At 71.8% G+C, this 23,878-nt stretch carries 17 protein-coding genes, 3 tRNA genes and 1 pseudogene; 12 read left to right on the top strand and 9 right to left on the bottom strand.

Annotated features, from left to right (window positions below; all coding sequences use genetic code 11):
- The first annotated feature begins 59 nt into the window (after positions 1-59).
- On the top strand, positions 60-398 hold the full coding sequence (gene cutA / locus IE107_RS05575) for a divalent-cation tolerance protein CutA (protein ID WP_189541645.1): 339 nt from the start codon (positions 60-62) through the stop codon (positions 396-398).
- A gap of 19 nt (positions 399-417) precedes the next feature.
- Here cutA and IE107_RS05580 read toward each other — a convergent pair whose 3' ends face one another.
- On the bottom strand, positions 418-1,131 hold the full coding sequence (locus IE107_RS05580) for a SanA/YdcF family protein (RefSeq protein WP_189541646.1): 714 nt from the start codon (positions 1,129-1,131) through the stop codon (positions 418-420).
- A gap of 183 nt (positions 1,132-1,314) precedes the next feature.
- Here IE107_RS05580 and IE107_RS05585 point away from each other — a divergent pair, with 183 nt between their 5' ends.
- The 4 genes from IE107_RS05585 to IE107_RS05600 all read left to right on the top strand — a co-directional run bounded on the left by IE107_RS05585 (position 1,315) and on the right by IE107_RS05600 (position 7,275).
- Complete coding sequence (locus IE107_RS05585; protein WP_189541649.1) at positions 1,315-2,640, top strand: deoxyguanosinetriphosphate triphosphohydrolase; 1,326 nt, start codon at positions 1,315-1,317, stop codon at positions 2,638-2,640.
- Positions 2,641-2,732: 92 nt separating this feature from the next.
- On the top strand, positions 2,733-3,992 hold the full coding sequence (locus IE107_RS05590) for an NAD(P)/FAD-dependent oxidoreductase (RefSeq protein WP_189541651.1): 1,260 nt from the start codon (positions 2,733-2,735) through the stop codon (positions 3,990-3,992).
- Between the two features lie 102 nt (positions 3,993-4,094).
- The gene (gene dnaG / locus IE107_RS05595; RefSeq protein WP_189541653.1) at positions 4,095-6,005 is read left to right on the top strand and encodes a DNA primase; all 1,911 of its coding nucleotides are present in this window, start codon (positions 4,095-4,097) and stop codon (positions 6,003-6,005) included.
- 193 nt (positions 6,006-6,198) lie between these two features.
- Positions 6,199-7,275, top strand: coding sequence for an RNA polymerase sigma factor (locus tag IE107_RS05600; RefSeq protein ID WP_189541654.1), 1,077 nt, complete (start codon positions 6,199-6,201; stop codon positions 7,273-7,275).
- A 63-nt stretch (positions 7,276-7,338) separates the two neighbouring features.
- Here IE107_RS05600 and IE107_RS05605 read toward each other — a convergent pair whose 3' ends face one another.
- From IE107_RS05605 to IE107_RS05620, 4 genes are all read right to left on the bottom strand, one after another.
- A complete protein-coding gene (locus tag IE107_RS05605) occupies positions 7,339-9,270 on the bottom strand; it encodes an ABC transporter ATP-binding protein (RefSeq protein WP_189541655.1) in 1,932 nt (643 codons plus the stop codon).
- On the bottom strand, positions 9,270-11,003 hold the full coding sequence (locus tag IE107_RS05610) for an ABC transporter ATP-binding protein (RefSeq protein ID WP_189541656.1): 1,734 nt from the start codon (positions 11,001-11,003) through the stop codon (positions 9,270-9,272). Before IE107_RS05610 ends, IE107_RS05605 begins: the two co-directional genes overlap by 1 nt.
- Positions 11,004-11,171: 168 nt before the next feature.
- Entirely contained in the window at positions 11,172-12,617 is a 1,446-nt protein-coding gene (locus IE107_RS05615) for an FGGY family carbohydrate kinase (protein ID WP_189541657.1), read from the bottom strand.
- Between the two features lie 82 nt (positions 12,618-12,699).
- The gene (locus IE107_RS05620; RefSeq protein ID WP_189541658.1) at positions 12,700-12,999 is read right to left on the bottom strand and encodes a YtxH domain-containing protein; all 300 of its coding nucleotides are present in this window, start codon (positions 12,997-12,999) and stop codon (positions 12,700-12,702) included.
- Positions 13,000-13,192: 193 nt separating this feature from the next.
- Here IE107_RS05620 and IE107_RS05625 point away from each other — a divergent pair.
- The 6 genes from IE107_RS05625 (at position 13,193) to IE107_RS05650 (ending at position 17,644) form a co-directional block, all read left to right on the top strand.
- A tRNA-Asn gene (locus tag IE107_RS05625) sits at positions 13,193-13,265 on the top strand.
- Between the two features lie 5 nt (positions 13,266-13,270).
- Positions 13,271-13,343: transfer RNA gene (locus IE107_RS05630), tRNA-Asn, on the top strand.
- Positions 13,344-13,576: 233 nt separating this feature from the next.
- Positions 13,577-13,650 (top strand) — tRNA-Ile (locus IE107_RS05635).
- Between the two features lie 454 nt (positions 13,651-14,104).
- Positions 14,105-14,302: a hypothetical protein gene (locus tag IE107_RS05640; RefSeq protein WP_189541659.1), complete on the top strand. Its 198-nt coding sequence runs from the start codon at positions 14,105-14,107 to the stop codon at positions 14,300-14,302.
- A 135-nt stretch (positions 14,303-14,437) separates the two neighbouring features.
- Positions 14,438-16,321: an ABC transporter ATP-binding protein gene (locus IE107_RS05645; RefSeq protein ID WP_229866708.1), complete on the top strand. Its 1,884-nt coding sequence runs from the start codon at positions 14,438-14,440 to the stop codon at positions 16,319-16,321.
- Between the two features lie 57 nt (positions 16,322-16,378).
- Positions 16,379-17,644: an MFS transporter gene (locus tag IE107_RS05650; protein ID WP_189541661.1), complete on the top strand. Its 1,266-nt coding sequence runs from the start codon at positions 16,379-16,381 to the stop codon at positions 17,642-17,644.
- 15 nt (positions 17,645-17,659) lie between these two features.
- Here IE107_RS05650 and IE107_RS05655 read toward each other — a convergent pair whose 3' ends face one another.
- The 3 genes and pseudogenes from IE107_RS05655 to IE107_RS05665 all read right to left on the bottom strand — a co-directional run bounded on the left by IE107_RS05655 (position 17,660) and on the right by IE107_RS05665 (position 21,712).
- The gene (locus IE107_RS05655; RefSeq protein WP_189541663.1) at positions 17,660-19,015 is read right to left on the bottom strand and encodes a carboxyl transferase domain-containing protein; all 1,356 of its coding nucleotides are present in this window, start codon (positions 19,013-19,015) and stop codon (positions 17,660-17,662) included.
- Complete coding sequence (locus IE107_RS05660) at positions 19,008-20,468, bottom strand: acyl-CoA synthetase (RefSeq protein WP_268246559.1); 1,461 nt, start codon at positions 20,466-20,468, stop codon at positions 19,008-19,010. The genes IE107_RS05655 and IE107_RS05660 overlap by 8 nt, the downstream gene beginning before the upstream one ends.
- 35 nt (positions 20,469-20,503) lie before the next feature.
- A pseudogene (locus IE107_RS05665) lies at positions 20,504-21,712 on the bottom strand (MFS transporter).
- A gap of 134 nt (positions 21,713-21,846) precedes the next feature.
- On the opposite strand from IE107_RS05665, the gene IE107_RS05670 reads away from it, so the two are divergent.
- On the top strand, positions 21,847-22,278 hold the full coding sequence (locus IE107_RS05670; RefSeq protein ID WP_072483521.1) for an Lrp/AsnC family transcriptional regulator: 432 nt from the start codon (positions 21,847-21,849) through the stop codon (positions 22,276-22,278).
- Here the strand turns inward: IE107_RS05670 and IE107_RS05675 are convergent.
- Positions 22,256-23,863 carry a sensor histidine kinase gene (locus tag IE107_RS05675; protein WP_189541664.1) on the bottom strand — a complete coding sequence of 536 codons (1,608 nt, stop codon included), beginning with the start codon at positions 23,861-23,863 and terminating at the stop codon, positions 22,256-22,258. The genes IE107_RS05670 and IE107_RS05675 overlap by 23 nt on opposite strands.
- Positions 23,864-23,878 lie beyond the last annotated feature (15 nt).

Genomic DNA, 23,878 nt, shown 5'->3' on the forward strand with positions numbered 1-23,878 from the left:
CGCCGTCCCCGACAATCGACGGGTACCGGGACACAGGACCGACCCTGCAGGAGCCGAAGGTGACGACGCCGACATGGCTGACCGTACTGACCACGACGGACAGTAAGGAGAAGGCGCACTCCCTGGCGCAGGGCGTGGTGGAGGCGCGGCTCGCCGCCTGCGTACAGATCTCCGCGCCCGTCACCTCGGTCTACCGCTGGCAGAACGCCATCGAGACCACCGAGGAGTGGCAGCTGCTGTTCAAGACGACGACCGAGCGGTACGAGGAGCTGGAGGCCCATCTCCGGGCGGCGCACGACTACGAGATCCCGGAGATCGTCGCGATCCCGGTGGTACGGGGCAGCGCCCCCTACCTCGCCTGGGTCTCGGCCGAAACCGCCCCGGTCACGTCGCTGTAGCCCCGGGCCCGCCCCGGGGCTACCGCCCGCGCTCCGCCGCCAGCGCCTCCACGATCCCCGGCTCCCGCGGCCCCAGGAAGTGCGGGTCGGGCTCGAACACGGCGTCCAGCGCCGCCTTCCCCGCGGCGAACACCTCCCGTGTCCCGCCGTAGTACCAGGTCGCGTCGTGCTTGGCGTCCACGCCGACCCCGTACGCGTCGATCCCCGCGGACCGGCACAGCGCGATCGCCCGGCGGATGTGGAACCCCTGGCTCACCAGCACCGCGCGGTCGACCCCGAAGATCTTCTTGGCCCGCACGCACGAGTCCCAGGTGTCGAACCCGGCGAAGTCGCTCACGATCCGCTCGTCCGGCACCCCGTGCTCCCTGAGATAGGTGCGCATGGCATCCGGCTCGTCGTACTCCTTCCGGCTGTTGTCGCCGGTCACGAGCACGACCTTCACCTTCCCGTCCCGGTACAGCTCGGCGGCGGCCCTCAGCCGGTTGGCGAGATACGGCGACGGCCTGCCCTGCCAGAGCCCCGCACCGAACACCACGGCCACCTCGTGCGCGGGCGCGTCCGCCGTCGTCCCGACCCGGGCGTCCGCGACGGCGTACGTCCAGGCCGAGGGCGCCAGCGCGAGCACACAGGCGGCCATCACCCCCTGCACGGCCCGCCGCTGCCCGCGCCGCGTCCGCGGCCACCGGGGCCGCACCCGCCCGAGCAGCTGTCGTCCCGGTCTCTTCACCCGCATGGGACCCCCTTCGTTCCGTACCGTGCTCCGTCGTTCCACCCGGTGGGACGACTCACGGGCCGAAAGGGTTCTCGAACGGGCAGAACGGGCACCGGTGGAGCCCGGAGGGGAAACCATGACCGACGGACATCTCCGGCCGCCGCCTGAGCCGTCCTGTCGGCCCGGCCGTTTACTGTCGGAACCATGGACGGCATGGACGGTACGCACGGCACACAGGACCACGGCGGCGCTCCCTACGGCGCGGCCGACTCCGAGCGCTGGGACACCGAGCCGGACAAACGGCCGGGCCGTACGGCATTCCAGCGCGACCGTGCCCGGGTGCTGCACTCCGCCGCGCTGCGGCGGCTCGCCGGGAAGACCCAGGTCGTCACCCCGGGCACCCGCAGCAACGCCTGGGACGCCAGTCCCCGCACCCGGCTCACCCACTCCCTCGAATGCGCCCAGGTCGGCCGCGAGCTCGGCGCGGCGCTCGGCTGCGACCCCGACCTGGTCGAGGCGGCCTGCCTCGCCCACGACCTGGGCCACCCGCCGTTCGGCCACAACGGCGAGCAGGCGCTCAACGACTTCGCGTCGGACTGCGGGGGCTTCGAGGGCAACGCCCAGTCGCTGCGGCTGCTGACCAGGCTCGAACCGAAGCGGTTCGTCCCCGACACCCGCACCGGCGAGCTGGTCAGCGTCGGGCTCAACCTGACCCGGGCCGCCCTGGACGCCGCCACCAAGTACCCCTGGCCGCGCGGAGCGCACCCCACCGACCCGGGCTCGCCGAAATTCGGGGTGTACGAGGACGACCTGCCGGTCTTCGCATGGGCCCGCAAGGGGGCACCGAAGGACCGCAAGTGCTTCGAGGCCCAGGTCATGGACTGGTCCGACGACGTCGCCTACTCCGTGCACGACTTCGAGGACGGGCTGCACGCCGGTCACATCGACCCCGACTGCCTCTGTGCCGAACCGGAGCGGAACGAGATCTGGGCGGTCGCCATCGGCCGCTACGTACCGGCGGACACCGAGCCCCAGGAGCTGGCCGAGGCCCTGGACCGGCTCATCGCCCAGGACTGGTGGCCGTACGGCTACGACGGATCCGCCGTCGCCCAGGCCCGGCTGAAGGACGCGACGAGCCAGCTGATCGGCCGGTTCTGCCTCGCCGCCGAGAGCGGCACCCGGCACGCGTACGGGACGGGCCGCCTCGGGCGGTACGCCGCCGAGCTGGTCGTCCCCCGCGAGGCCCGCAACGAATGCGCCGTGCTCAAGGCGGTCGCCGACCGTTACGTCATGCAGCGCGCCGAGCAGGAGGCGATCCGCGCCGACCAGCGGATCGTGATCGCCGAGCTGGCCGCCGCACTGACCGCGCGCGCCCCCGAAGGGCTGGAACCGCAGTTCCGGGCACTGTTCGACACCGCCCGCGACGACCGGGCCCGCAAGCGGGTCCTGGTCGACCAGATCGCCGCCCTGACCGACGCCTCGGCACGCTCGCTGCACGCGTCGCTCACGGAACGCAGACACCGGGTGTGACCTGATCGGTGTACACCCTCTTTCGCCATCACGCTGCGTGCGGGACGCTCGCAGGTGGCGGCGCCGCGAAGCAAGCACCCAGGAGGCATCAAGTGGTCGACGCACATCGGACGTTCGTCATCGTCGGCGGAGGGCTGGCGGGGGCGAAGGCAGCCGAGACGCTCCGGGCGGAGGGATTCAGCGGCCGGGTGATCCTGCTCGGCGACGAACGGGACCATCCGTACGAACGGCCGCCGCTCTCCAAGGGCTACCTCACCGGCAAGGAGGAGCGGGACAGCGTCTTCGTCCACGAGACCGCGTGGTACGCGGGCGCCGACATCGAGCTGCACCTGGGGCAGCCCGTCACCTCGCTCGACCGGGAAGCCCGCGCCGTCACGCTCGGCGACGGCACCGTCGTCCACTACGACAAGCTGCTGCTCGCCACCGGGGCCGAGCCGCGCCGCCTCGCCGTTCCGGGGACGGAACTGGCGGGCGTCCACCATCTGCGCCGCCTCGCCCACGCCGACCGGCTGCGCAACGTCCTGGCCGCACTCGGCCGCGACAACGGCCACCTGGTGATCGCCGGGGCCGGCTGGATCGGCCTGGAGGTCGCGGCCGCGGCCCGCGGCTACGGCGCCGAGGTCACCGTCATGGAGCCGGAACCGACCCCGTTGCACCAGGTCGTCGGCCCCGAGCTCGGCCAGATCTTCACCGATCTGCACAGCGACCACGGGGTCCGCTTCCACTTCGGCGTCCGCCTCACCGAGATCATCGGCCAGGACGGCCTGGTGCTCGCCGTCCGCACCGACGACGGCGAGGAGTACCCCGCCCACGACGTGCTCGCCGCGATCGGCGCCGCGCCCCGTACCGCCCTCGCCGAGACCGCCGGGCTCGCCATGGCCCCGCGCGCGGACGGCGGCGGCATCGCCGTCGACGCCTCCCTGCGCACCAGCGACCCGCACATCTTCGCGGCCGGTGACGTCGCCAACGTGGACCACCCGCTGCTCGGTGTCCGGCTGCGCGTGGAGCACTGGGCGAACGCCCTGAACACCGGCCCGGCCGCGGCCCGCGCCATGCTCGGCCAGGAGGTCGGCTACGACCGGGTGCCGTACTTCTTCTCCGACCAGTACGACCTCGGTCTCGAATACTCGGGCTGGGCGCCGCCGGGCAGTTACGACCAGGTGGTCATCCGGGGCGACGCGGGGAAGCGGGAGTTCATCGCCTTCTGGCTGAAGGACCGCCGGGTGCTGGCAGGGATGAACGTCAACGTGTGGGACGTCACCGAGACCGTGCAGGGGCTGGTCCGGTCCGGCCGGCAGATCGACCCGGACGCGCTGGCGGACCCGTCCGTACCGCTGGAAACCCTGTCCTGAGCCGTGCTGGCCCGGCCCGGCGGGTCCGCGCGTCGCCTCCGGGTTCCACGGATCACAGCGGCGCACGGCACGGCTGTCGTACCCCACCCGTAGAATTCACGCGTGGCAGGCAGGATCAATGACGACGACGTGAAGGCGGTAAGGGACGCGGTCCCGATCGACGCCGTCGTTTCCGAGTATCTCCAGCTGCGCAACGCGGGCGGTGGCAACCTCAAGGGCCTCTGCCCGTTCCACGACGAGAAGTCCCCCTCCTTCCAGGTCAGCCCGAGCAAGGGTCTCTTCCACTGCTTCGGCTGCCAGGAGGGCGGCGACACGATCGCCTTCGTGATGAAGATCGACCATCTCTCGTTCTCCGAGACGGTCGAGCGGCTCGCCGCCAAGGCGGGCATCACGTTGCGGTACGAGGAGGGCGGCTACAACCCCTCCCACCAGCGCGGCGAGCGCATCAGGCTGGTCGAGGCGCACAAGGTGGCCGCCCAGTTCTACGTCGAGCAACTGGACGGCCCCGAGGCCGAGATCGGCCGGAAGTTCCTCGCCGAGCGCGGTTTCGACCAGGCGGCCGCCGCCCACTTCGGCGTCGGCTACAGCCCCGCGGGCTGGGACCACCTCACCCGGTATCTGCGTGGCAAGGGCTTCAGCGACAAGGAGCTGATCACCTCCGGCCTCTCCCAGGACGGCAGGCGCGGCCCCATCGACCGCTTCCGCGGCCGGCTGATGTGGCCGATCAGCGACACCTCCGGCGACATCGTCGGCTTCGGCGCCCGCAAGCTGCGCGACGACGACAACGGCCCGAAGTACCTCAACACCCCCGAGACCGCGATCTACAAGAAGTCCCAGGTGCTGTACGGCATCGACCTGGCGAAGAAGGACATCGCCAAGGCCAGCCGGGCGGTGGTCGTCGAGGGCTACACCGACGTCATGGCCTGCCATCTCGCCGGGATCACCACCGCCATCGCCACCTGCGGCACGGCTTTCGGCGGCGACCACATCAAGATCCTCCGTCGGCTCCTGATGGACAACGGCAGCGCCCGGGTGATCTTCACCTTCGACGGTGACGCGGCCGGGCAGAAGGCCGCCCTGCGCGCCTTCGAGGACGACCAGAAGTTCGCCGCGGAGACCTACATCGCGATCGCCCCGGACGGCATGGACCCCTGCGATCTGCGCCTGGTCAAGGGCGACGAGGCGGTCCGCGACCTGGTCGAACCCCGCACCCCGCTCTTCGAGTTCGCGCTCCGCCAGATCGTCGGCCGGTACGACCTGGAGACCCCGGCGGGCCGCGGCGCCGCGCTCGACGAGGCGGCCCCCGTCGTCGCCCGGATCAAGAACAGCTCCTCGCAGCACGAGGTCGCCGTCCAGCTGGCCGGCATGCTCGGCATCCTGGACACCCAGTTCGTCGTCAAGCGCGTCGCCCAGCTCGCCCGCTGGGCCCGCGAGCGGGGCGACCAGCGGGGCCCCGCCCAACCCCCCGCCCGCGGAGGCCGACAGCCCCAGCAGGTCCAGGCGCCCGCCCCCGCCCCCTCCGGCCCCGCGCTCAACCTCCGCAGCCCCGCCCACCGCACCGAGCGCGAGCTGCTGAAGCTCGCCCTGCAGAAGCCCGACCTGGTCTCCCCGGCCTTCGACGCCTACGGGGCCGACGAGTTCACCGCCCCGCCGTACGCCGCCGTCCGGCAGTGCATCGCGGAGGCGGGCGGCGTGGAGCTGGGCGTCCCCGAGACCCGTGAATACCTGGTCCAGGTCCTGGACGCGGCACCCAACGACACGGTGCGCAACCTGGTCACCGAGCTCGCCGTCGAGGTCTTCCACGGCAAGACCATCGACGAGACCTACGCGGGCATGCAGCTCGTCCAGGTCCGGCTGCGCGCCGTGGACCGCCGGATCAACGAGGTACAGGGCAGCCTCGCCCGCCTCGGCAGCAATGTCGCCCCGGACCACCTGGCGGCGGCGCAGAACGAGGTCTGGGTCCTCCAGCAGTACGCCCAGTCCCTGCGCAACAGCGGGGCCGACGCCCTCTGAGAGCCGGTCGGGCGCCCCCGCGTAACCGACCGGTCACGGACCGGACTCAGAAAGTCGCCGCACGCCCCTCGTGGCGGCGATGTCTCTTCCCCCACACTGGGGGCGGTGCCTGAGACATCGGAGCGCGGTCGGCCCATCGAACGGTGGTCCGCCATCCCCGCGGTCCGGCAGCGATCACCTGGAGGTCGCCCCCGTGCAGACCCGGACCCTGACCGAAACCGAGCATGTCTCGGCCATCCCCGCGCAGAACCGGGCCGTGCACCATCCGGAGGGCGCGGTGGGGCCGCCGATACCGCCCGAGCCGTTCATGGAGGAGCCGCCCCGGGCGCCCGAGCCGCGGAGCCGTCCGGAGACCGCCGGTCCGTCCTCCGACCTCTTCCGCCAGTACCTGCGGGAGATCGGCCGGATCCCCCTGCTCGGTGCCGCCGACGAGGTGGAGCTCGCCCGCCGGGTCGAGGCCGGACTCTTCGCCGAGGAACGGCTCGCGAGCACCCCGGACCCGGACACCCGGCTGGCCGTCGACCTCGACCGGCTGGTGGTCATGGGGAGGATGGCCAAGCGCCGCCTCATCGAGGCCAACCTCCGGCTCGTCGTCTCCGTCGCCAAACGGTATGTCGGCCGCGGGCTGACCATGCTCGATCTGGTCCAGGAGGGCAACCTCGGGCTGATCAGGGCCGTCGAGAAGTTCGACTACGCCCGGGGCTACAAGTTCTCCACGTACGCGACCTGGTGGATCCGTCAGGCCATGTCCCGCGCCCTCGCCGACCAGGCGCGCACCATACGGGTGCCGGTCCATGTCGTCGAACTGATCAACCGTGTCGTACGCGTCCAGCGCCGGATGCTCCAGGAGCGCGGCTACGAGCCCTCGGCGGAGGAGGTCGCCGGCCAGCTCGACCTCACCCCGGAGCGGGTCGGCGAAGTCCTGCGGCTCGCCCAGGAACCGGTCTCGCTGCACGCCCCGGTCGGCGAGGAGGAGGACGTCGCCCTCGGCGACCTGATCGAGGACGGCGACGCCGCGTCCCCGGTCGAGTCCGCCGCGTTCCTGCTGCTGCGCGAGCACCTGGAAGCGGTGCTCTCGACGCTCAACGAGCGCGAGCGGAAAGTGGTCCAGCTGCGCTACGGGCTGGACGACGGGCGGCCCCGCACCCTGGAGGAGATCGGAAGGATCTTCGGCGTGACACGTGAACGTATCCGCCAGATCGAGTCCAAGACCCTCGGCAAGCTGCGGGACCACGCCTTCGCCGACCAGCTCCGCGGCTATCTCGACTGACGGCACGAGGGCCCGCACCGCCGGACAGCGGTGCGGGCCCTCATGTACGAACGGGCGGTACGCCTAGTCGACTTCGGCGACCGCCTGGGCGAACTGTGCCGAGTACAGCCGGGCATAGGCGCCCTCGGCGGCCAACAGCTCCTCGTGCGTGCCCTGTTCGACGATCGAGCCGTTCTCCATCACCAGGATGACGTCGGCGTCCCGGATGGTGGAGAGCCGGTGCGCGATCACAAAGCTCGTACGGCCGTGGGCCAGCCGCGCCATCGCCTTCTGGATCAGCACCTCCGTACGGGTGTCGACGGAGCTCGTCGCCTCGTCGAGCACCAGGATCACCGGGTCGGACAGGAACGCCCGCGCGATGGTGATCAGCTGCTTCTCGCCCGCGCTGACACCGGTGCCCTCGTCGTCGATGACCGTGTCGTAGCCGTCCGGCAGGGTACGGATGAAGCGGTCGGCGTGGGCCGCCTTCGCCGCCTCCTCGATCTCCTCGCGGGTGACCTCCCGCGAAGCGCCGTACGCGATGTTGTCCGCGATCGAACCGCCGAACAGCCAGGTGTCCTGGAGGACCATGCCGATGCCCTGACGCAGCTCATCGCGCGACATCTTCGTCACGTCGACCCCGTCGAGCGTGATCCGGCCGCCCGTCACCTCGTAGAACCGCATCAGCAGATTGACGAGCGTGGTCTTGCCGGCGCCCGTCGGGCCGACGATCGCGACCGTGTGGCCGGGCTCGACGTTCAGCGACAGATCCTCGATGAGCGGCTTCTCCGGGTCGTAACGGAACGACACCTTCTCCAGCGAGACGCTGCCCCGCAGCTCCTCGGGGCGCTCGCGCTCGCCGGGCGCGGGGTCGGCACCCTGCTCCTCGGCGTCCAGCAGCTCGAAGATCCGCTCGGCCGAGGCGACGCCCGACTGCACCAGGTTCGCCATCGAGGCGACCTGCGTCAGCGGCATCGAGAACTGCCGCGAGTACTGGATGAACGCCTGCACGTCACCGATCGACAGGGCCCCGGAGGCGACCCGCAGACCACCCACGACGGCGATCAGCACATAGTTCAGATTGGAGACGAACATCATCAGCGGCTGCATGATCCCGCTGTTGAACTGCGCCTTGAAACCTGCCTCGTACAGCGCCTCGTTCTGTTCGGCGAAGTCCCTCGCTGACTCCTCCTGCCGGCCGAAGACCTTCACCAGGGTGTGCCCGGTGTACATCTCCTCGATGTGGGCGTTGAGCTTGCCCGTCACCTTCCACTGCTGCACGAACTGCGGCTGCGAGCGCTTGCCGACCTTCGCGGCCACGACCACCGAGAGCGGCACCGTCACCAGCGCGACCAGCGCCAGCAGCGGCGAGACCCAGAACATCATGACCAGCACGCCGACGATGGTGAGCAGGGAGTTGATGAGCTGGCCCATCGTCTGCTGCATCGTCTGCGAGATGTTGTCGATGTCGTTCGTCGCCCGGCTGAGCACCTCGCCGCGCTTGGCCCGGTCGAAGTACGACAGCGGCAGCCGCGACAGCTTCGTCTGGATGTCCTCGCGCAGCTGGAAAATGATCCGGTTGATGATCCGGATCGACAGCCGTGTCGCCACCAGCATCAGCAGACCGGCGCCGACATAGACCGCCAGCGCCAGCAGCAGTACGTCGCCCACCGCGCCGAAGTCGATGCCGTGACCGGGGACGAAGTCCACCCCGGAGAGCATGTCGGCAAGGCCGCTGTCGCTCTTGCGCAGGCCCTCGACGGCCTGCTCCTTGGTCGTACCCTCGGGCATCCCCCGGCCGACGACCCCGGCGAAGACCAGGTCGGTCGCCCGGCCGAGGATCTTCGGCCCGACCACCGACAGGCCGACGCTCAGCACCGAGGCCGCCAGCATCACGTACAGCGGGGTCTTCTCCGTCGCGAAGCGCCTCAGCAGGCGCTTCGAGGACCCCTTGAAGTCCATCGACCGGTCGGTCGGCGCCCCGCCCGCCATCATGCGTCCGCCAGGCCCGGCCATTACGCGGCCTCCGCTTCCGTCAGCTGGGAGAGCACGATCTCCCGGTACGTTTCATTGCCGTCCATCAGCTCGTGATGGGTCCCGGAGCCGACGACCCGGCCCTCGTCCAGCACCAGGATCCGGTCCGCGTCGCGGATGGTGGAGACCCGCTGCGCCACGATCACCACGGTCGCCTCGGCCGTCTCCTGCGAGAGCGCCCCGCGCAGCGCGGCGTCGGTGGCGTAGTCGAGCGCGGAGAACGAGTCGTCGAAGAGATAGATCTCCGGCCGCTGCACCAGCGTCCTGGCGATGGCCAGCCGCTGCCGCTGCCCGCCCGAGACATTGGTGCCGCCCTGTGCGATCGGCGCGTCCAGACCGTGCTCCAGCGCCGTGACGAACTCCTTGGCCTGCGCGACCTCCAGCGCGTGCCACAGCTCCTCGTCGGTCGCGTCCGGGTTTCCGTACCGCAGGTTCGTCGCGACCGTCCCGGAGAACAGATACGGCTTCTGCGGCACCAGGCTCACGGTCTTCGCCAGCAGTGCCGGCTCCAGCGTCCGCACGTCCGTGCCGTCGACCAGCACCTGGCCGTCCGTCACGTCGAACAGCCGCGGTACGAGCCCGAGCAGCGTCGACTTCCCGCTGCCCGTGGACCCGATGATCGCGGTGGTCTCGCCGGGGCGGGCCACCAGGTCGACCGACCGCAGCACCGGCTCCTCGGCGCCCGGGTAGCGGAAGTCCGCGCCGCGCACCTCCAGATGACCGCGGGCGAGCAGCTTGCGGACCGGCTCGACCGGCGGGACCACGCTGGACTCGGTCTCCAGGACCTCCTGGATGCGCTCGGCACAGACCTCGGCGCGCGGCACCATCATGAACATGAAGGTGGCCATCATCACCGACATGACGATCTGCATCAGATAGGCGAGGAAGGCGGTCAGTGCGCCGATCTCCATGCCGCCGCTGTCGATGCGGTGGGCACCGAACCAGAGCACGGCGATCGACGAGACGTTCACGACCGTCATCACGGTGGGGAACATCAGCGCCATCAGCCGGCCCGTGGACAGTGCCACGTCCGTCAGCTCGGTGTTGGAGCCGCGGAACCGCTCCTCCTCGTAGCCGTCGCGGACGAAGGCGCGGATGACGCGGTTGCCGGTGATCTGCTCGCGCAGCACCCGGTTCACCGTGTCCAGCCGCTCCTGCATCGTGCGGAACAGCGGACGCATCCGCTTCACGATCAGGCTCACCGCGATGCCGAGCACCGGCACCACCGCGAGCAGTACCGCCGACAGCGGGACGTCCTGGCCGAGCGCCATGACGATGCCGCCGACACACATGATCGGGGCCGACACCATCAGCGTGAACGTCATCAGCACCAGCATCTGGACCTGCTGGACGTCATTGGTCGTACGGGTGATCAGCGAGGGTGCCCCGAACCGCCCGACCTCACGCGCCGAGAACGACTGCACCCGGTCGAAGACCGACGCCCGGATGTCGCGGCCGAGCGCGGACGCGGTACGGGCGCCGAAGTGGACGGCCCCCATGTTGCAGACCACCTGGCCGATGCTGACGGCGATCATGATGCCGCCGAATTCGAGGATGTAGCCCGTGTCCCCCTTCACGACACCGTTGTCGATGATGTCGGCGTTCAGGGTGGGCAGGTAGAGGCTGGCGCAGGTCTGCAGCAGTTGGAGGAGGACCAGCAGCAGGATGGGTTTTCTGTACGGACCGAGATAGGCCCGCAGGAGTTTTATGAGCACGCGTGTCTCTCGGAGTCGGCAGAGGGCGGGAGTCGACCCATTTTCCGGCACCGGCGCCCGCAACTGCGAGCGATTTTACTCAAGACCAGGTCAAAAAACAGACCGAGTACACAAGTGGAGGAGGTCACCTCCACCGGCGTACCCGGCCGTATCGCACCGGTGGGCGGCTCAGCCTGCGAAGTCGAACGCCCCGGGGTGGATCTGGTCCCGCGCCGCCATGTACTGCTGGCGCACCGCCTGTCCGACCGCCAGCTCCTCGCCCGGCTCCAGCACCTGGGCGGCGGCGCCCTGCCAGGCCGGGGGAGTGAGCGGATCGGCCGTCCCCTGCGAGACCCCCAGCGCCCAGGCCGCCTGCCGGGCCGCGCCCAGCGCCGCGTACTCGGCGGGCTGCGGCACGACCACCTGCGTGCCGAACAGCGCCGGAGCCAGCCCCTGTACGGCGGGCAGCTCGGCCGCAGCTCCCAGCAGGAACACCCGCCGCACCTCGACGCCCCGGCCGCGCAGCACATCGAGCGCGTCGGCCAGCGAGCACAGCATCCCCTCGAAGGCGGCCCGCGCCAGATGTTCCGGCTTCATCGACTCGCGCCGCAGCCCGCACAGCGTCCCCGCGGCGTGCGGCAGCTGCGGCGTCCGCTCGCCCTCCAGGTACGGCAGGAGCACCAGCCCGGAGGCGCCCGGCGTGGACTTCAGCGCCAGCGCGGAGAGCTCTTCGAGGCTCTCCAGGCCGAGCATCTCGGCACTCCCGCGCAGCGCCCGCACAGCGTTGGAGGTGTGCACCACCGGCAGGTGCTTCCCGGTCGCGTCCGCGAACGAGGTGATCATCCCGGCCGGATCGGACAGCGCCTCGTGGTGCACCGCCATGACCGAGCCCGACGCCCCCAGCGACACCACCGCGTCGCCGGCCCCGACCCCGAGCCCGAACGCCGCCGCCATCGTCTCGCCGGTCCCCGCGGAGATCAGCAGTCCCTCGGGCGTCGTCCCGGCCGCGTCGGCGGGACCGAGCACCTCGGGCAGCGCGGCCTGGTGCCCGAGCGCCAGCTCCACCAGATCGGGCCGGTAGGAGCCGGTGCCCGCCGACCAGTAGCCGGTACCGGACGCGGCGCCCCGGTCGGTGGTCCGACGGGCCGGACGCCCCAGCAGCTGCCACACCAGCCAGTCGTGCGGCTGGAGCACCGCGGCCACCCGCTGGGCCGCCTCCGGCTCGGTCCGTGCCAGCCAGCGCAGCTTCGACACCGGCTGCGCGGCCTGCGGCACCGCCCCGACCGCCTCGGCCCAGGCCTGCCGCCCGCCGAGTCCGTCGATCAGATCGGCCGCGGCGGCCTGCGCCCGCTTGTCATTGCCGAGCAGTGCCGGACGGACCGGATTGCCCTGGTGGTCCAGCGGCACCAGACCGTGCTGCTGGGCGGAGACACCGATGGCCTGCACCCCTTCGAGCAGCCCGTCGGTGGCGGCCTCGCCGAGCGAGAGCAGCCACGCCTGCGGGTCGACCTCGGTGGCCTTCGCCTCGACGGGGTGTGCGGCGAAGCCGCGGCGCAGCACGGCGCCCGTGTCCGTATCGCAGACGACGATGTGTGTGAAGGCGGAAGAGCTGTCCAAGCCGGCGACTATCCCCATGCCCAAGATTCTGCCGCACCGCCGGGACTTTTCCGTACCGGTGGCGCGGCAGTGATGGAGCGGTCCGGCTGCGGGCCGGCCCTCAGGTGTTGCTGGTGCCCCAGTCGTCCTCGCCGTTCTGGCCGCGGTCCCGCAGCGAGCGCAGCCGGTCGGCCACCGGGGCGGGCACCTTCTCGCCGACCTTCTCGCTCACCGCGTGGTACGCCTTGCCGGCCAGATCGCGGCCGCTCTGCGCCGCGGACTCGGCGGTATTGCGCACAGCGGGGTTCTGGGCGAACTGGCGTGCGGACTTCTTCAGCTGCTCGTAGCGCTCGCGCCCGGCCCTCGTTCCGATCACGTATCCGAGGGCCAGTCCGGCGATGAACGTGAGCCGGTACCGCATGGCTGCCACCCTTCCTTGCTCAGTGCGACGCTCAGTGCGACGTGTGCTGCCCGCCTACCCGCGGGCACCGGAGATCACCCCGGGGGATACCGATTGGCAAAGCACCCCCCTGCTTGCGCTAATGTATGTGTCGCAGCGAACGCGCGCCGCCCGGCAGCAGCCAGGCAGGTAAGGTTCGGTGTACACGCAGCAATCCCCTGTAGCTCAATTGGCAGAGCAGCCGGCTGTTAACCGGCAGGTTACTGGTTCGAGTCCAGTCGGGGGAGCGCGATCCCCTGTAGCTCAATTGGCAGAGCATTCGGCTGTTAACCGGAGGGTTACTGGTTCGAGTCCAGTCGGGGGAGCGGAACGGAAGAGGACCCTGCGGGGTCCTTTTTCGCGTGCCCGACGATGGCCGCCACCGTGATGCGTGTGGGATGCATGTGACTCTTTCGCGTGTACTTCGCTCCGTCCGGAACCGGACGGCCGGTGGGGAGGTCTTCACGGTCATGCGAAGCCGACCATCCGGAGCGAGAGATCGTATGACCGGCTATGCTGCGGCAGACGGCGCGCACACTTGTACGCGCCACGCCGAAAAGGGGCGGTAGCTCAGCCGGTTAGAGCAGCGGACTCATAATCCGTCGGCCGTGGGTTCGAGTCCCACCCGCCCCACTGTCGATCTCCGGCAGAAACGTTATGACCTGCGTATACGTAGGCAGAAGGGCCCTCACGGATTCCGTGGGGGCCCTCACCATAGCCCCGTTGCAAGATCAAGTGGCCGTGCCGGGATCCGGCGGGTCGTGCCGGTGGAGTCAGGCCGGGCGCCGGCCTTTCCGCGTCGCTGTGTCCGTGCATCGGTGTGTCAGTGTCCGTGCGGGCGGCCCCGATTGTGTGCGGCCGGACCGGGTCCCTCCGTGGCGCCGCGAGGTGCGTGCCACCCCTGGCCGTCCGAAGGATGTCCGGAGAGTCACTTATGGCAACGCTCTGGAGGATTAAGGTATTTCGCCCCTGTTAATCCTTGATTACGGCTTCTACGACTTGTTGGTCCTGGAGGGCGGACGTAGTGTCGAAAGTGCCGCAGCAAGAGCCAGGAGCGGCGCAGTGAACTCCTCCAGAGGAGGCGAAGATGAAGGTTCGCAACATCTTCGACCACAGGGGTCACGGCGGATACGGTGGCCGTGGCGATTACGGCGGATACGGATTCGGCGGACGCGGGTACGGCGGACGCGGATTCGGCCGACGCGGATTCGGCGGACGTGGTTTCGGCGGACGTGGTTTCGGCGGCTACGGCGGCTACGGCCGTGGTGGACGCGGGGGCTACTGACACGCTTCACCTCCGACCCCTGTCTGAACCCCAACTCGAGGCAGGCTCGCGCATCGCGCGGGTCCGCCTCGTCTTTTGGGGGCCCATTTCCATGGCTGCGGTCTCTAGCCCGAGCACCTCTGTGACGTGATGCCCATGCGCTTTCACAGCCCGCTCCAGCGTTCCGTCCGTACCGAAGAGCCGCCCGAGGACCCGGTGACGGACATTCCGATCCGTACCGACCCCGTCAGCATCCTGGCGTCCTTCCGGCGCTTCTGGCCGTTGACCGGAGGCGACCGGCGCTGGCTCGTCGTCATCTTCCTCTGCGCGGTCCTGGCCGCCCTAGCCGAGACCGTCACGGTCCTCCTCTTCGCCAAACTCACCGACACTGCGCTGCAGACCGGCGACGTCAGTGCCTTCTGGAAGCCCGCCGGTCAGTGGCTCGCCGTGGCGGTCGCCGGTGCCGTGATGGGGTACCTGGGCAGTTCGCTCGCGGCCTGGACGGCCGAACGCTTCGTGCTGCGGCTGCGGGCCCGGGTGTTCGGTCATCTCCAGCAGCTCCCGCCGCACTTCTTCCAGCGCAATCGCCGCGGCGACCTGGTGGAGCGGCTGACCGGCGACGTGGAGGCCATCGAGGCGCTGGTGGTCTCCGGCATCGTCGGGGCGGCGTCCGCGCTGTTCGGCGCCATCTTCTACGCCGCGGCGGCCGTGTGGCTGCGCTGGGACCTGGCTGTTGCCACCTTCCTCATGGTTCCGGTCCTGCTGGTGGTCACCCGCGGGTTCGCCAAGCCGCTGCGCGCGGTGTCCCGGCGCGGCCGTGCGGCGGACGGCGCCATCACGGCCGTGGTCGAGGAGACGCTGGTCAACGTCGTCATGACACAGGCGTACAACAGGCAGCAGGACGAGGAGGACCGGCTCAGCAACAAGGCGCGGGTCCGGTTGAGGACCGCGGTGAGGGCCGTCCGTCTCACCGAGTTCTACGAGCAGTTCATCGAAGTCCTCGAAACGCTGTGCGTGCTGACGATCATCGGCCTGGGGGTGTGGGAGATCTCGGCGGGCCGGATGACCCTCGGACAGCTCCTGGCCTTCGCTGCCTTCATCGGCTACCTCTACCCGCCGATCCGCTCGCTGGGCCAGCTCGGTCTGACCGCCACCGCCGCGACCGCCGGCGCCGAACGACTGCTGGAGATCCTCGACTCCGAGCCCGCCGTCACCGACCCGGGCGACTCCGTGCCGGTGCCGCCGCGGAGCCGGGCGCTCGGCGAGGTGGAGGCGCGCCAGGTGTTCTTCCACTACCCCGGCAACAGCGAGATGGTGCTCAGGGACCTCTCGTTCACCGCAAGTCCCGGGGAACTGCTGGTCATCACCGGTCCCAGCGGTGCGGGCAAGTCGACCCTGGCGGCGCTGCTGCTGCGGTTCTACGACCCGGACGCCGGCAGCGTACGGCTGGACGGGGTGTCCGTGGACCGGATGCCGCTGACGTACCTCCGCCGGAACATCACGCTGCTCCCGCAGGACACCCTCGTCCTGCACGACACCATCGAGGCGAACATCGGCTGCGGAAGCCTCGACGCGAGCCACGAAGACGTCGTGCGGGCCGCGCGGGCGGCCGACGCCCACGCGTTCATCGAGGCCCTCCCGGAGGGTTACGACACCGTCATCGCCACCGGCACATCCCGGCTGTCCGGCGGCCAGTTGCAGCGCATCGCGATCGCCCGCGCCATGCTGCGCGACGCGCCCGTCCTCCTCCTCGACGAGCCCACCACCGGACTGGACCGGCTGGCCGCGGAACGCATCCTCGAACCCCTGCGGCGGCTGGCCCGGGGCCGCACCACCATCGTCATCACCCACGACCTGGCCCTGGCCGCGGACGCCGACCGCATCCTCGTCCTGGACGAGGGCCGGCTGGTGGAATCCGGCACCCACGCCCAACTGCTCGGCAGGAGCGGCCTGTACGCCACCCTCTTCGAGCGCCGCACCCGGCCGCACAACGGAACGGTGTACAAGCCTGCCCGGCCGTCAGGAATCCACTGGAGGTAGCCGGTCCCCGGCACCGGACCCCAACCGTGCGGACCGGCCCGGCCGTTACTATCCGGCGTGACCGAAACGACCGAAGGACCCGCCCACCGCACCCGCATATTCGCCGATCTGACACCTCTGCGGAGCTCGTCCGACTACCGGCGGCTCTGGTTCGGGAACACGGTCTCCTGGATCGGGCAGGGGATGACCTCGCTCGCCGTGTCGCTCCAGGTCTACGACATCACCGGGTCCGCTGTCTCGGTCGGGCTCATCGGATTCTGCTCGTTCCTGCCGCTGGTCGTCTTCGGGCTGTACGGCGGGGCCGTCGCCGACACCATCGACCGGCGCAAGCTGGGCCTGGCCAGCTCCGCCGGGTCGTTCGTGCTCTCCGTCGTCCTTGTCGCCATCACCGTCGCCGGGGTGGAGCAGGTGGGGCTGCTGTACGCGATCGTCGGCCTCCAGGCGGCCTGCTTCGCGGTCAACGCGCCCGCCCGCAGCTCGATGATCGCCCGGCTGCTGCCGCCCGAGCAGCTGCCCGCCGCCAACGCCCTCACCTCCATGACCGGCACCACCGGCACGCTGGTCGGGCCGATGCTCGGTGGGCTCGTCGTCGGCTGGTGGGGCTACCGGGCCGCGTACACCGTCGACGCCCTCACCTTCACCGCCTCGCTCTACGCGATGTGGCGGCTGCCCGCCATGCTGCCGGAGCGCACGGAGGGCGCGGGGGACAAGCGGGCGTCCGTCGCGGACGGGCTGCGGTTCCTCGGGACCAGGCCCAACCTCCGGATGACCTTCTTCACCGACCTGTGCGCCATGCTGCTGGCCCACCCCCGGGCGCTGTTCCCCGTCGTCGCCGTCCTCTGGTACGGCGGTGACGCGAAGACCACCGGGCTGCTGGTCGCCGCCCCGGCGCTCGGTGCGCTGCTCGGCGGGGTGTTCTCCGGCTGGCTGGGGCGCATCCGGCGCCACGGCCTCGCCGTGCTGCTCGCCGTCGCCTGCTGGGGCACCGCCATCGCGCTGTTCGGCCTGACCCGGCAGCTCTGGCTCGGGCTGCTGTTCCTGGCGCTCGCCGGGTGCGCGGACACCACCTCCATGGTCTTCCGCAACACCATGCTCCAGGCTGCCGTGCCGGACGAGATGCGCGGGCGGCTCCAGGGCGTGTTCATCGTCGTCGTCGCGGGCGGGCCCAGGCTCGGCGACTTCCTGGCGGGGTCGGTCGCCGACCTGACCTCGCCCGCCCTGGCGGTGACCGGCGGCGGGATCGCCTGTGTCGTCGCCGTGGCCCTGCTGGCGCTGCGGTGGCGCGGGTTCGCGCGGTACGACGCGCGGAACCCGCAGCCCTGACGCCCCGCCCGCGCCTCACTCCTGCCGCGGCCCCACCACCGAGCGGGCGAAGCCCAGTTCCACCAGGTCCTGCGGGCGCAGCCGCAGCTGGTCGGCCGTGCCGCGCACCTGCTGCGGAGCGCGCTTCAGGATCGCGGCCGCGAGCTCCGGGGCGATCACCGAGAAGTAGCTGTCCCGGGTGACATGGGTGTTCCCCGGTGCCGCCAGAGCCAGCGCCCCGCCCGAACCTCCCTCGCCGATCACCAGCGTCGTGACCGGGACCCGGACCTCTGCTATCGCCGCGAAGGCGTCCGCGATGGCGGCGCCCGCACCCGCCCGCTCCGCCGCCGCGTCGTTGGCCGCGCCCGGGGTGTCGATCAGGGTGAGCACGGGGACACCGAGCCGGTCGGCCAGCCGGATCACCCGCGCCGCCGCGCGGTAACCGGCCGGGCGGGTCGCGGTGCCGCACTGGGCGACGTACGCGATCGACCGTCCGTCGCGCCGCCCGAAACCGCAGAGCAGCCCCGGGTCCGTACCTCCGCAGCGGTCGCCGACGAGCGGGAGCCGGTGGTCGAAGTAGGCGTCCAGATACGCCTCGGCGCGCGGCCGGCCGGGCGAGCGGGCCTGCCGGACCGCGTCCCAGCCGGTCTCCGGGAGGCCGGTGACGGACAGCGCGTCCGGCACGGGTGCGGGGAGCGCCGGGGAGCCCGGGGCGTGCAGCGCCCGCAGCCAGTGCGCCACCGTCCGCGCGAGCTCCCCGGGCGGGACGACCGCGTCGATCTGTCCCGCGGCCAGCTGGCCCTCCGCGGTGTACGCGTGGGGGTCGGCGTCCGGGGGCCGTACCCGGGAGCCGGCGAACCCGACCTGGGCGCCCGGCAGCGCCAGGATCACATCGGCGCCCGCCCCCAGCGTGGCCCAGCCGCCGCCGGTCGTCGGGTCGCGCAGCACCGCGAGCTGCGCCGGGCCCGACGCCCGCAGCCGCGCCGAGGCACGGGCCACCCGCTGGAGCTGGGTGAGGGCGACCATGCCCTCCTGCATCCGGCTGCCGCCCGTCGCGATCAGCGAGACGAGCGGCAGCGCCCGGGTCCGGGCGGCCTCGTACGCGGCCTCCAGCCGGTCCCCGGTGCGCTGTCCCAGCGAACCGCCCAGGAACCCGAACTCGAACGAGACCAGCACACAGCGCAGGCCGCCGACCGAGGCGAGGCCGTGGACGACGGACTCCTCCTCCCCGGTGCGGGCGGCGGCGCGAGCCCGGGAGTCCGCGTACCCGGCCCAGGACAGGGGCCCGTCCCCGTCACGGCCGGGCGCGGCGCCTTCCCCGGATGCCCGGAGCTCCTCGAAGTCCGCGGTCAGTGCCGCGATCGCCGCTCTCGCCGTCAGCCGGTCAGCCATGGAGCGACCGCTTCATGATCTTGCCGAGGTCGTTGCGGGGCAGCGCGTCCAGGTAGCGGACCGTGCGCGGGCGCTTGTGCGGGGCCAGCTGGGCGGCCACATGGCCGGCGAGCTCGTCCCCGGACGGCGGCGAGGCCGGGTCGGCCGGCACCACCCAGGCGACGATCCGCTCGCCCAGGTCCGGGTCCGGCTCCCCGGTGACGGCGGCCTCACGGACGCCGGGGTGGTCCAGGAGCGCGTTCTCGATCTCCCCGGCGCCGATCTTGTAGCCGCCGCTCTTGATCAGATCGGTGGCCTTGCGCCCGACGATCCGTACATAGCCGTCGGCGTCCCGGGTGGCCATGTCCCCGGTGCGGAACCAGCCGTCCCCGGTGAGCGCGGCGGCCGTGGCGTCGGGGCGGTTCAGATAGCCGGTGAAGAGGTTCGGGCCGCGCACCTGGATCTCGCCGATGGCGTCGGGGCCGGTGGCGTCCGCGGCGAGGACGGTGCCGTCCTCCTCGACCAGGCGGAACTCCACGCCGCGCAGCGGCGCGCCGACCGTACCGGGGCGCGGTTCGCCGTCGGCCCGGACGCCGGTGTTCATCAGGGTCTCCGTCATGCCGTACCGCTCGATGACCCGGCGGCCGGTGGCCGCTGCGATCCGCTCGTGGTCGTGCACCGGCAGCGCGGCCGACCCGGACACCAGCAGCCGGGCCCCGGCCAGCGCCTTCGCCAGTCCGGCAGCCCCGGGGCCGGTGCCGTCGAGGGCCTCGGCCAGCCGGTGGTACATCGTCGGTACGCCGAAGAGCATGGTGCCGCCGGACGACAGTTCCCGGGCCACTGCCTCGGCGGAGAACCGGCCCAGGTGCCGCACCGATCCGCCCCGGCGCAGCGGCCCCAGCACGCCCAGGATCAGGCCGTGCACATGGAACAGCGGCAGGGCGTGGACGAGCACGTCGTCGCCGGTCCACTGCCAGGCGTCCTCCAGTGCGTCGAGCGAGGCGGCGATCGCCCGCCGCGGCAGGATCGCGCCCTTGGGCGGACCCGTGGTGCCGGAGGTGTAGACGATCAGAGCCGGGGACTCGGGGGAGGGCTCGGGCAGTGCGGCACCGGGGCTCTCCGGGGCGGTGTCGACATCGATACGCTCCAGCGCCTCCAGCACCGGCGGGAGCGGGTCGCCCGCCGCGGCCAGCACCACGGTCGGCTCGCTGTCGGACACGATGTGGGCGAGTTCGCGCGTCCCCGTCCTCGGGTTGAGCGGAACCGCGGGCACCCCGGCATGGAGCGCGGCCACGACGGCGACCACGGTCTCGGGGGTGGGAGTGGCCCAGACCGCGACCCGCCCGGCGCCGGCGATGCGCCCGGCGAGAGCGGTGGCGGCGGTGGCCAACCGCTCGTACGTCATGGTGTGTTCGCCGAACCGGGTGGCTTCCCGGGTCGAACCGTCATCCGGCACAAACAGAAGAGGAGTCACCCACCGCACCCTAAGGGCTGCCCCATGGACAGTCCTCAGTCCCGCTGGAGTCCGCGCATGCGGCCGTAGGCGTACACGCACCCGGCCAGGGCCAGGTCCGACAGCAGCATGAAGCCGATCGAGTACGAGCCCTTCGCGCTGTAGATCGCCCCATCACCAGCGGCGGCACGAAGCCGCCCAGGGCGCCCATCGCGCCGACGATCCCGGTCACGCTGCCCACCTTCGCCTGCGGCGTCACCTGCGAGACCAGGGCGAAGACGCTGCCGCTCGCGGTGCCCAGGCCCGCCGCCATGCAGAGCAGCGCGATCGTGCCGCCCGGGGCCAGCGGCGGGTCGAAGGCCTGGACGATCGCCATCAGCGCGGCCGGGCCGAGCGCCGCCGCCGTGACCAGGGCCGGGTGGACGCGGTCCGAGAACCATCCGCCGATCGGCCGGAAGACCACCGTGACCAGGGCGAATCCGGCGGCCTTCGTGCCGGCGTCGGTGGGCGACAGGTCGTACCAGGTCTTCAGATACGTGGGGAGGTGGACGCCGAACGCGACGATGCCGCCGAAACCGATCGCGTACAGCGCGGACAGCTCCCGGGTGACCCGCAGCCGTCCGGCGCCGGCCAGCCGGTGGGCGAGCGAGTCGGTCGGCACCGGGCGGTCGGGGCGGTCGGTGACCAGTACGGCGGCCAGCGCCGCGTACACCACGAGCGCCGCCGCGACCACCAATGACGGCAGGTTGTCGCCGTGCCCGGCGATCCTCGGGGTGAAATACCCGGACAGGGCGACACCGCCCATCCCCATGCCGAACACCCCGAGCGCGAGGCCCCGCTCGGCGGGCGGGAACCACGAGTTCACCAGCGGGATGCCGATCGCGAACGTGGTGCCGCCCAGGCCCAGCAGAAAGCCCACGACGAGCGTCGCGCCCGTAGGAGTCCCGCGCCGGGATCAGCAGCAGTACGGGCGCGACGGTGAGCGCCGAGACCAGCGGGAACATGAGCCGCGCACCGTACTTGTCGGTGAGCGCGCCCACCGGGATCCGGCCCAGCGAGCCGACCAGCACCGGCACCGCCACCAGCAGAGACTGCTCGAACGAGCTCAGCCCCAGCCGCTCCTTGTAGCCCCCGGACAGCGGCGCGATCAGATTCCAGGCCCAGAAGGTGAGCCCGAAACCGATCGTGGCCATCACGAGATTGCGACAGGCGGCCGCGGACGGCGCCTCGACCGGGGCGGGGGGCTGCTTGACGGCTGTGTCCACCTCCTCAGTCAAGGGCGGGCGCGGGCCCCGGGCCCGCCGGAACCCGCCATGCGGGTCACGCACGGCCGGGGCCCGGGGCCCGCCGGACGCGACTTGCCCAGTCACGAACCGGACAAAGCTGCGACAATCGCGGTATGGACCGTCTGGACAGAGAGATCCTCGGCATCCTCCAGGAGGATGCCCGGATCTCGTACCGCGATCTGGGGGTACGGGTCGGGCTCAGCGCCAACGCGGCGGCCGACCGGGTGCGCCGGCTGCGCCGCGACGGCGTCATCCGCGGCTTCACCGTGATCATCGACCCGGCCGCCGACACCCGTACCGGCCTGGTCGTCTTCATCGACGTGACGCTGCGGATCGACACGACGAACGAGGTGTTCGAGCGGGCGGTGCTCTCCCTGCCCGGCATCACCGAAGTCGTCCATGTGACCGGCGGCCACGACTATCTCGTACGGGCCGCCGTCGCCGACACCGCGGCCCTGGACGGACTGCTGCGCAGGCTCAAGCGGGAGGCCGGGGTCGCCCACTCCAGCACCCGGGTCGCGCTCAGAGCGGCGCCTGCCAGGTGACGGTCGACGGGCGCGAGCCGTCCTCCTCGCGCCCGTCGTCGGCGACCGTCAGCCGGACCGCGGCCCGCCCGTCCGGAAGAACGGCCGTCGCGTCCACCTCCACCTCGATCGCCGACACCCCGGCCCGCCGGTGCGCGGCCGCGAGCGCGCCGCGCAGCGCGGCGAGCAGCTGTCGGTCCACCGGCTCCCCGACCAGCGCGTCGACCGCCCCGGTGAAGTGCACCGACGGCGGGAAGCCGAGTACGGCGGCGGCGCCCCCGGTCTCCCGCAGCACCCGGCCCCGGAAGGTGGCGGGGGTCTCGGCAGGCGGCTGCTGAAGGGCGAAGATCGTCGTCCGCACCTCCTGGATGGTGGAGTCCAGCTCGTCGATGGCCCTGCCCAGCAGTTCGTCCGTCTCCGGCGCGGCGGCCCGGCGGCGGGTCGACTCCAGCATCATCTCGGTCGCGAACAGCCGCTGGACCACGAGATCGTGCAGATCGCGGGCTATCCGGTCCCGGTCCTCGTACACCGCGAGCTGCTCCCGGTCGTGCCGGGCGTCCGCCAGGACCAGCGCGAGCGCGGCCTGCGAGGCGAACTGCGTGGCCAGCAGCCGGTCCACCGCCGTGTACGGGCGGTCGCCGCGCCGCCGGGGCAGGGCCAGGGTGCCGATCAGCCGCCCTCCGCTCTGCAGCGGCAGCATCATGCTGGGGCCGAACCGGGAGCGCACATGGGTCGTCATCCGCGGATCGGTCGCCGAGTCGTCGATGAACACCGGCTCCCCGCCCAGCAGCTGGATCAGCACCGGAGAGCCGGGCTCGATGGCCGTACCGACGATCCCGGCCGGGTCGTCGAGGGTGGACGCGGTGACGATCTCCATCCCGCCCGCCTCGTTCGGCTGGAGGATGACCCCGGCGCTGGCGTCGGCGAGCGTTCTGGCCCCTTCGGCGACGGTCATCAGCGCGTCGGCCGCGCTCCCGCCGGTCAGCAGCGCGGTGGTCACGGCGGCCGCCCCCTCGATCCAGCGCTCCCGCTGCCGGGCCGCCGCGTACAGCCGGGCGTGGGCGATCGCGGTGCCGGCCTGCGCGGCCAGTGCCCTCAGCACCGCCGCGTCCGACTCGGTGAAGCGGCCGGTGTGCTTCCCGGTGAGGCAGAGGTTGCCGAAGACCTGGTCGTGGACCCGGATCGGGGTCCTGAGGGCGGAGCGCGTCGGTGGCCGGGGCGGCACCCCGGCGGCCCGCACCCCGGCGGCCGGATCGTCGTGGCGCGGCGGCTCCGCTCCGTCGGCGAGCGCGCCGGGCATCGCCGAGGGCCCGTCCGGGAACCGGCCGGCCCGCTGCCGTTCGGTGTCGTCGAGCCCCGTGGTGTACAGCTCGCCGATGGTGCCGTGCTCCGGGTCGAGCACGCCGAGCGCGCCGTACCGGGCCCCGGTCAGCGCCGTCGCGGTGTCCACGGTCTGCTGGAGCAGGGCCCGCAGTCCGAGATCGGAGCCGATGCCGGTCACCGCTTCCAGGAGTATCGACAGCGGCGGCTTCCCCGGGGCGGGCTCCGCCCCGGCGGCCTCCTCGCCGGGCGGCCTCGTGGCGGTGTCCGCCGTGTCGTCGGTCATGCGCCGCACCCCCGG

The sequence above is a fragment of the Streptomyces gelaticus genome (assembly GCF_014649535.1).
Classification (GTDB): Bacteria; Actinomycetota; Actinomycetes; order Streptomycetales; family Streptomycetaceae; genus Streptomyces; species Streptomyces gelaticus.

Coding starts and splice junctions, on each gene's coding strand:
- IE107_RS05580 (WP_189541646.1), bottom strand. CDS start 1,131: ATGCGGGTGAAGAGACCGGGACGACAGCTGCTCGGGCGGGTGCGGCCC.
- IE107_RS05585 (WP_189541649.1), top strand. CDS start 1,315: ATGGACGGCATGGACGGTACGCACGGCACACAGGACCACGGCGGCGCT.
- IE107_RS05605 (WP_189541655.1), bottom strand. CDS start 9,270: ATGGCCGGGCCTGGCGGACGCATGATGGCGGGCGGGGCGCCGACCGAC.
- IE107_RS05615 (WP_189541657.1), bottom strand. CDS start 12,617: ATGGGGATAGTCGCCGGCTTGGACAGCTCTTCCGCCTTCACACACATC.
- IE107_RS05620 (WP_189541658.1), bottom strand. CDS start 12,999: ATGCGGTACCGGCTCACGTTCATCGCCGGACTGGCCCTCGGATACGTG.
- IE107_RS05640 (WP_189541659.1), top strand. CDS start 14,105: ATGAAGGTTCGCAACATCTTCGACCACAGGGGTCACGGCGGATACGGT.
- IE107_RS05645 (WP_229866708.1), top strand. CDS start 14,438: ATGCGCTTTCACAGCCCGCTCCAGCGTTCCGTCCGTACCGAAGAGCCG.
- IE107_RS05655 (WP_189541663.1), bottom strand. CDS start 19,015: ATGGCTGACCGGCTGACGGCGAGAGCGGCGATCGCGGCACTGACCGCG.
- IE107_RS05670 (WP_072483521.1), top strand. CDS start 21,847: ATGGACCGTCTGGACAGAGAGATCCTCGGCATCCTCCAGGAGGATGCC.
- IE107_RS05675 (WP_189541664.1), bottom strand. CDS start 23,863: ATGACCGACGACACGGCGGACACCGCCACGAGGCCGCCCGGCGAGGAG.